Below are 8,513 nucleotides of genomic sequence, written 5' to 3' on the forward strand. Positions count from 1 at the left end.
TATAACTTGTTTCAGTGGTTATACCTTTAACAGCTTGCATGATTTCATTCATCACATCGCCATAACCCCAAGTATAAATTAAATTGCTATTAGCTATTTCAGTTGCACCAAATAAAAATGAAGGTGCAAAAAACAAAGTGCTAAAGAATAAAAAGTAAAATCTTTTCATGGACTGTTTTAAGAAGTTAAAGAGTTTGTTTGGTATAATTATAAAAGGTAGATGCCAAAGGCGGCTACCTTTGGCATTAATCATAACCTAGAAAGGCGGTGATTAAATTGTCCAATAAAATTATAGTAATAATTATACTACTTTGTATAATTATAGTCAAGTGTTATTAACACTTGATTTCCCCTTTTTTTAAGGGGAGCTATAATTTTCCCTTTGGCTTAACCAAACAAGCTTTTAACTAAGCTTATCTCCTTTCTGTTGAATTATTTTATTTTTTAATTTATATTTTTCTTGCTTATGCTAAAAGATAAGATTCAATCATAAATAAAATGTATTAAGAAGTCAAAGAATTTGTTTGGTATAATTGCATTAAGGGTTTTACCACAAGGCTGCAACCCTGTGGCATAATCACACCCTAGAAAGGGGGTGAAACTATGTTTCGTTTCGTACTTATAATTATACTAATTTGTATAATTACTGTCAAGGCTTATTAGCCTTGCCCCTTTTCTTAAGGGGCGAAACTCCCTTGTGGCTTGCACCAAACAAACTTTTAACTAAGCTTCTCTTCTTTCTATTGAATTTCTATATTTTTTTATATTTTTTATTTGAACTAAATAATAAACTTAACAAGATTTAAATTTACCAAATCTACTATCTTTTTACTTCAATCTCACATTCATAATCATATTAGATAAAAAGATACTATCTTTATCAAAGTCTTTTGAGTTATATTCATTTTTTGATTGTATAGTTTGCATAGTTTGCATTAAAGTTGAAAGATTGTATAAACTTAAACTTTCTAATATATTTATGAGTTCTATCTTGCTTAAAGTATTAAAATCATTTAACAATCTAAGATAATTACTTATAATAGAAGAAGAATTTATATTATGAAATACAATTTTATTTTTTATATCTTTTTTAATAAAAAATTGATTATTTTTTATATAAAAATAATCTTTAAGATGATGATTACTTAATATTTGATTATAAAAACTTAAAAGACTTTCTTTGCTGTTTAAGTCTATAAAATTAAGATAAAAATTCTTTTCTTCTAAGGCTAATTTTAAAGCATTAAGATTTGCAAAAGAAGCATTAAGATTTTCATTATTTTTTAAAGCATAAACGATATTTTCTTGTTCTTGTTTTTGGGTAATAGCATATTGTAATAAAGGATTTTTATAATGTGTATCGCTATTGATTAAAACATTGATATAAAAAGCTTCTTTGCTTTTCTTAGTTAATTGAAGCAAAGATAAAAGTGTAGAAGGGATATAAAAAGAATCAAGCTTTAAATTTAAATACTTATCATAAGTATTTATATAAGTTAATTCTTGACTAAAATCCAAAGCTTGTTCTTTTAAATTTAAAAGCATTGTTCCACCTAATCCTAATAAAGCTAGATTTTTGAAATTCTCTAAAGCTTTTCTTTTTTCTAAATTAATTTGAAGTATTTTTTGCATTGTTTTTCCTTTTATTTTTATTTTACTTTAAATATTTTTTTATTTTGATTAAATTACTCTTTGATATTATGCTCTTTAGCATAAGCTCTTATCTTAGCTCTTAAATCCTCTGGGAAATTATATCTATATATAGCAGGAATTCTTGGATCAAGGAGTTTGTCTAAATATCCTCTTTTATAAATCCATTCCAATCTTTCAGGTGTAAAATAATAAGGGGCATTAGGATAGCCTTGAGGTGGGGTTAGGGCTGCGAGTTTAGCGCTTAATACTAGGGTATCTTTAAACAAAGTGGCTTGTTGTTCACTCCAATCATTTGGAGTATCTACATCAAAGTTAGTTTTCATCCCATTTCTATATCCATCCATAGTATCATCAAATTTATTTCTACTTTCAGGAGTAGAATCTATATCTCTTGGATCTTTTAATTTGCCTTTTTCAATATCATTATATAAAGCCCAAATGATCCTGCCTTCTTCATCATAGGCAAAATCATATTTATTTAAATCAATCGTCCAATCTACTCCCATAATCTCATCTATAAAAGGAAGCATACCAAATTCATCAGGCTGTATAGTTTTAGCTAAATCTTTTACTAATTTAGCCCTTAAAGGATTTTTATGTATCCCTGCCATACCTATTTCTAAAAGATTATCAGCATAATTATAAATTCCTCTTTTTATACCTAATTCTTCATATCCTCCACCTGTGAGTTGAATATATAAAATAAAACATTGTATCATTCTGGCATTAAAGCCATGATTTTTAGAACGCACAAAATATTCAGGTTTTCCTAGTATTCCTGCTGCTATACCCCATTCTTGTCTAAAAAGAGAAGATTTTAAGGTTTCTTTATTATTGCTAACTTCATCATAAATATAAGCGTATTCTTCATTGATTAAATTTCCTTTTTCATCTACATTAGCATAAGCATCATAAGGTATATCTATAACCACAGATCTTAATCCACTTCTAATCACTAGATATTTATATCTTTCTCTTTTGGTTTTTAAAGAATGATAATAAGCTTTTTCTGCTTTAGTCCAAGGAGCTATAGCTCCTTTGATAGGATCTTTTAAATATATACTTTGCCATTCTTTAAATTCAACTAGAGTGGATTTTTGTCCTGTATAAAAGTTAGGATCTAGGTATTGGGGTTTATAGTCTTTGTAGGGGGAGTTTCTTAATATGCGATCGGCTTCAAAAAGGGCTTTGGAATATTCTTCGGTATAATCGCCTGTTGGCTTAGCACTTCCTGAAAAAATGATTTTATTAGTGTCTTTATATACATCCATTATTAACCCATTGGGTGTATAAATCTCATAAGTTTCACTCATTATCTATCCTTTCTTAATTTAACCCATGTATAAACCATCTTCTATGATTATGGTAGTGGCTAGTCTGCCTATGAAATTAGGCGGAGTTTTTGTTTCTGATGTGATATCAGCATTTGCACTTGTCTTATTGGTCATATCTTCTTTGCCTCTACTTGTATTAGAAGTTTTATCTCTATTTCCATTTATCCCCATATACATAGCCTTAAGATTGTTTTGTCCTATGATATTGAGTTTTTCTAGTAATCTTCTAGCCTTATTTTTATCTTCTATATATCTTCCTGTTTTATCTTTACTTGTATTGTAAATTCCATTAGCAAAATCTTGTAAAATTTGTAAAGCTTCATTGTAAGCTTGAATGGCTGTTAAATTGATTTCATCATTAACTTCTTTATAATACTTTTCTAATGCAGTATTTTTTAGGATATAAATTTCAGATTTAATGAGTTCTATACTATTTAAACTTTGATTAAAAAAAGTATAATCATCCCTTTCTTGTATAGTTTCATTTTCATCTTTTGTTATCCTTAAAGCGGATCTTTTCTCATCAATAATCAAATAAGATAAAAGTCTTTTTAAAAGAAATTCTTTATTTTCTTCAAGCTTTTGATCTATTTCATAATGAAAGGAAAAATGAGTGTCAAAAACTCCTGTGCAAAGATCTATACCATAAAAAATTTTCTTTAAATCAAAGCTAATGAATTTCGAATTGATTGCAAAAGGATAAGTTACAAAATGATCTCTTATAACCGCTAAAGGAGAATCATCTTTAAAGGTGTAAAGCTGATAAACAATGCTTTCATATTGTTCTTGTAGGGCTTTAAAATTTGTTGGAAAGAGATAATTTAAAAAAATACCCACAAATTCTCCAGTCACAATAGAAGCAAGGTCAAGTTTATTTAGCTTAGCATAAGTATAAATAGTATATTTTTGAGTTTGTATATCTATGCTATGCATAAGAGCAATTTTAGATATATTGCTTTCTTGATTAGAGTATATAAATAATTGTTTCATATATTTATCACTCCAATAAATCTTAATTTGTTTTTCATTAAAGTATTCTTTTATCTTTGTGATAAATAGATTTAAACCGGATGTATTTTTTTGTATTATTAAATTGGATTTTATCTCTTGTGCTAAAATCATTTGGATTTTAGTATGAATTAATTCTTTTTCTATTTGTTGCAAGCGTGCTTTTATTATTAAATTAGATTTTATGTGTATATGATATATACTATTCTTTTTTGGAGGTGCAAAAATACCAAGCTGTTCTTTAAAAAATTCTTTAAATCCTTCTTTGTTTATTTTAATACAAGCTTGAATAACATATTCTATTGTTTTTAAAAAATTAAAATCCCACAACATTTGAGCTGTAAAGCTGATAAAAGGACTAGCACTTAATAAAATTTTTAACATCGCATAAGTAAATATTTCACTTGTTTTTTGTTCTTTTGCCTTATTTAAATATTCTTTTCCATACATCTGTTCCAAAAGCTTTGATAAATCTGATATTTGTTTCTCTATATCCATCCATGCAACAAAAGCTCGTTGCGTTTCTTCGTCTAAATTCATAAATTCTTTAATGTATTTTTGTTCATCTAAATGATACATTTGCTTTAATTTGATTATTTTTTTATCTAATGTATTTGTTGTATCTAAATCTTTTGATAATTCATTAAAAAAATCATCTATAGTTATCAAACTATCATTTTCCACAAAAGAATAATCTTTTTTGTCAAGTATTTTTAATAATTGCGATACAACTTCATATGCTGTAATATTTGTTGGCTCATTATTTACATATATTGGACATTCATCTGTCCATAAAACATAAGTTTCCTCTAAGTATTTTATATATACAAAATTACTGCCTCTATATTTTTTCAAATCCAAATTGATATTTGGAAAAATAAGCTTAGCTTGATACAAGACAAATGAAATGAATAAACATTCCATTAAAGAATAGTTCCCAAATGAAGATTTATCCGATTTTTCAAAAAACTCTTTTTTCAAAAAAGTTAAATATTGATGAGCTATCTTTTTTTCTTTTTCTATGATGGATTCTTTGGCTTCGTTTTGTTTAAAGAATTTTTTGATATAAAAATAAGGAAGCCATTTTTTATCATTTATTTTTTTATTGTAGTCAATATAAGCTAAAATGTCTCTTCGTTCGCAATGTCGTAAATTTTCCGTCTTTTTTACTATTTCTATCATTGGCTCATTTTCTGATATTGCTAATTTTTCTTTAGCTGTTTTTGCGAATTCTGGTAGCTTCTGCGGTGTAGCAACAAAATTTGTTAAATATTTATAAACCTTTTGCATATCTTCATAAGCTTTTTTACTATTCTCATAAGCTTCTTTGGATATTTTCACAAAAGGGCTTAATTGTAAAATATAAGGCTCATTTTCATCTTGTGGCATTTCTATGCTATATTCGCTATAATCTCTTGTGCTGTCATAAGTTTTTTTTGAAGTATCAATATTTTTTTTAATTCTTCTGTATTTATCTTGTATATTATAGTTGGCGATTTCTTGAGTTAAACTTTCACTAAGTCCTGCATTGTATTTATTGGGGATATTTGAAATAATCAAATAATTTTTACTCATTTTAGTTGTATTTAAATCTATTTGTGCATTTTGATTTTTTTGTGCGAAAAATTCAGCTAGTTTACTTGAGTTAAAATTTGGACTTTCTATATAGGAAAAATAAATAAATTGTTTAATATCTTCTTGCAAATTCTTTAAAATAGCATTGTTTTTTAAATACAAATTAGATAATTTTTGCGTTGAAATGAAAGCGGGTAAATTGCTCGATTTTGAATCATTGGGTGTATTTTTATACCCCTTGTCTTTTTGTTCTGGGTTTAAAAAGATTTCACTAAAAATATTTTCAATGCTTTTTATTTCTTCGCTTAAAGTGATTTTATAAGCTAAATTCGAAGCAATATTGCTTTCATCGCTTCCAAGATATAATCCAAAACCACTTAAATCAATAATTTCTTTTTTATTAATAATTAAAACACAAGATAACAAGCGAGAATTAATATAATGAATAAACATAGCACATCTAGTGGCTAAAAATGCGGCTAAAGGCGTTAAAAGTGTGCCATAATCTCTTTGAGCAAATTCATAATACTCGCTTGCAGAACCCATTAAAGAAAATAAATCAGCAGCCAAAATAGCTAATCCTGCCCCACCTGTAAGAACAGCTACCACTGTGGCTATTGCAACACCCGCTATAGCACTTAGTATGATTTTAATTTTTTCATATTCTTTTTCTTCGGCAAGTTTTTTAATGTGTTCTAACAACTCATTGATAAATTTTTCATAAGTATTTTTTAAAGTGGGACTTATGCTATTTTTGAAAAAATCCGATTCTATGACATTTCCAATTTTTTCTAAAACTTTTTTCTTAAAATCATCAAATTTCTCACTGCTTATATCATCAGGATCAATGTTTTCGATTAACTCGTCTAAGGTTGTTATATCTTCAGAATCTTTAGCTAGTTCTTTTAAAGTATTGATAAATTCGATACAAAGATTATTTTTATCTGTATGATAAAAAAGATTAAAATCTTTACCTTGTTTCTTGTCTTGAATTTCTTCTTCTAAGTCTTCTAAATAAACTTTAGTGCAAATTTCACTGCTTGATAAATCTTTTAAATTTACATTTTGTCCAGCATCAAGCTCATTAAGGGTATGGATATTTATTTCTATATTATTGTGATTATCACAAGTTTGTTTTAAAATTTCTAGTATTTCCATAGTCAATATTTGATTTTTAAATAGCATTTTTCTTTGATGAAAATCAATATTTTTTAATATAGCGTGTAAAATAGAAAAATTAGGATAAATAAAATCAATCTGTTTAACTTCTTTATTGTTGATTGTTAAATTTTTAATAGTTTGAATTAACTCTGTTTTAGAACTTATAAACATAAAAGATTCCTTATATAAAGCATTATTATATCATTTTTTATTTGCTAATATTTTTTGTCTCTATTAATCTCTCCTATCCATCTAAGCACATTACCCTTATCATCAATCTCTACTTCTAAATCTTTGTATTTGTTGTAAACTCTAGGTTCTAAAATCTCACGGAGATATTTTGTGCCTTTTTGAGTTCTTGTTACCCATATATTATACCCACTCCAATATCTTGGCATATCCCAAGAAGCAGCACTATGCATTGTACTATGGATCGTTTCTCCTTTTTTAAGTTTGGGTAGAGTATTTGCTGTATATTCTTTGCCTTTATAGATTAAAATATCGTCATAATACCCTTTTAAAAATGCATTAGTATAAAAGAAATTATCTCTAAAATATATCCAAGCTTGATATTTATCTTCTTTATAATAAGATAAATTAGTAGGATAGTCTGTTCTTGTATATTTATCTTCCGATCTTGGAGTAATCCCAAAGTCTATATATCCTGCTAAGAATAGTTGCCCTATAATACTTACATACTCACTATTGTAATTTGGTTTTATGGAATTTTTTAAGTTTTCATCTTCTGTGTAAAACAAAGGACAATCCAAGTCATTAAATTCGCATGCATCCTCAAAAATTGATCCTAAAAAATGATCTTCAAAATATTCTAAAATATCTGTTTTCTTAAGGTTTGGAATTTGTAGAAAAAGCTTTATATCTGATTTTTCATCAAAACAAATACCATCATAACCTAAATTGTAAAATATCTCATCAAAATCAGGGAAAAACGAACCGTATTTATGAATTACTTTACCAATCACCATCTTCTTTTGCCTTATTATGGATTACATTATTTGGTTTTTTATTTCCTATATCTATTGCTGAACCACCAGAATCAGATGTTTTTCTTAATCTTATAATAGTTCCATCATCTAGTTTTCTCATTTTTATACCATTTCCCGCATCTGGCAATATTGTCGTATCTTTTGTAATATCCTCCCAAATCTCTTTTATTTGTTTATTATCCTTGACTATATAGACATTATTATTTTCGATAAATTGTTTATAGCCCATTTTATTTAATTCTTTAGAAGTCTTAAGATTGTATTTATTTTTTAATACCTCTATCACTTCTTTTTTGGTGGCATATTTGGATTTTTTCTTAATAATATTTTTTGCATTTTTAGGATTTTTCACTGCACCAAGCATTGCTAAGGCATCACCGATAATGCTGACATTTTCAAGTGAATTTGAAATATCTTCCACTATACCTTCTAATGGGGTAAATAAAGGCTTTATAGCTCCACTTGATTTATTTCTCCATTCCTCCAAATCATCAAATACTATCTCAATAAACTCCCCACCGCCATCTTGTGTTTGTATTCTTATAACATTATCAGGGATGATTTCTTGAGCATTGTTTTCACTAGAACTTATATTATTGCTTTTTGTAGTGTTTGTGTATTTTGTGCCATTATTTATATTTACATCTTTATTTTTTGCTTTTATTTTGTTTTCACTAACCCCATTTACCACCACAAACTTACAAACATAAAGCTCTTGTTTTCTATCTTCATCTTCTAAGATTTCATCTAGTCCTTGTGCGATTTGAAGTTTTAA

Annotated in this window: 5 protein-coding genes; all 5 read right to left on the bottom strand. The window is 27.1% G+C overall.

Annotated features, from left to right (window positions below):
- Positions 1 to 828 precede the first annotated feature (828 nt).
- Positions 829 to 1,632 (bottom strand): hypothetical protein, encoded by an 804-nt coding sequence (locus tag ELQ11_RS09190; RefSeq protein WP_134225288.1) that lies wholly within the window; start codon positions 1,630 to 1,632, stop codon positions 829 to 831.
- Between the two features lie 53 nt (positions 1,633 to 1,685).
- Positions 1,686 to 2,966, bottom strand: a complete 1,281-nt coding sequence (locus ELQ11_RS09195) for a hypothetical protein (protein ID WP_134225289.1) — start codon at positions 2,964 to 2,966, stop codon at positions 1,686 to 1,688.
- An 18-nt stretch (positions 2,967 to 2,984) separates the two neighbouring features.
- Positions 2,985 to 6,902, bottom strand: coding sequence for a hypothetical protein (locus ELQ11_RS09200; RefSeq protein ID WP_134225290.1), 3,918 nt, complete (start codon positions 6,900 to 6,902; stop codon positions 2,985 to 2,987).
- A 44-nt stretch (positions 6,903 to 6,946) separates the two neighbouring features.
- Complete coding sequence (locus ELQ11_RS09205; RefSeq protein WP_057035600.1) at positions 6,947 to 7,717, bottom strand: hypothetical protein; 771 nt, start codon at positions 7,715 to 7,717, stop codon at positions 6,947 to 6,949.
- A partial coding sequence (locus ELQ11_RS10385; protein WP_243833548.1) for a hypothetical protein occupies positions 7,704 to 8,513 on the bottom strand: 810 nt, incomplete at its 5' end. The genes ELQ11_RS10385 and ELQ11_RS09205, both read right to left, overlap by 14 nt.

The organism is Campylobacter sp. US50a, assembly GCF_004379015.1.
Taxonomy (GTDB): domain Bacteria; phylum Campylobacterota; class Campylobacteria; order Campylobacterales; family Campylobacteraceae; genus Campylobacter_D; species Campylobacter_D jejuni.

What these genes read in the sequence shown, in the direction of transcription:
- ELQ11_RS09190 (WP_134225288.1), bottom strand. Translation starts at nt 1,632, where the DNA reads ATGCAAAAAATACTTCAAATTAATTTAGAAAAAAGAAAAGCTTTAGAG.
- ELQ11_RS09195 (WP_134225289.1), bottom strand. Translation starts at nt 2,966, where the DNA reads ATGAGTGAAACTTATGAGATTTATACACCCAATGGGTTAATAATGGAT.
- ELQ11_RS09200 (WP_134225290.1), bottom strand. Translation starts at nt 6,902, where the DNA reads ATGTTTATAAGTTCTAAAACAGAGTTAATTCAAACTATTAAAAATTTA.
- ELQ11_RS09205 (WP_057035600.1), bottom strand. Translation starts at nt 7,717, where the DNA reads ATGGTGATTGGTAAAGTAATTCATAAATACGGTTCGTTTTTCCCTGAT.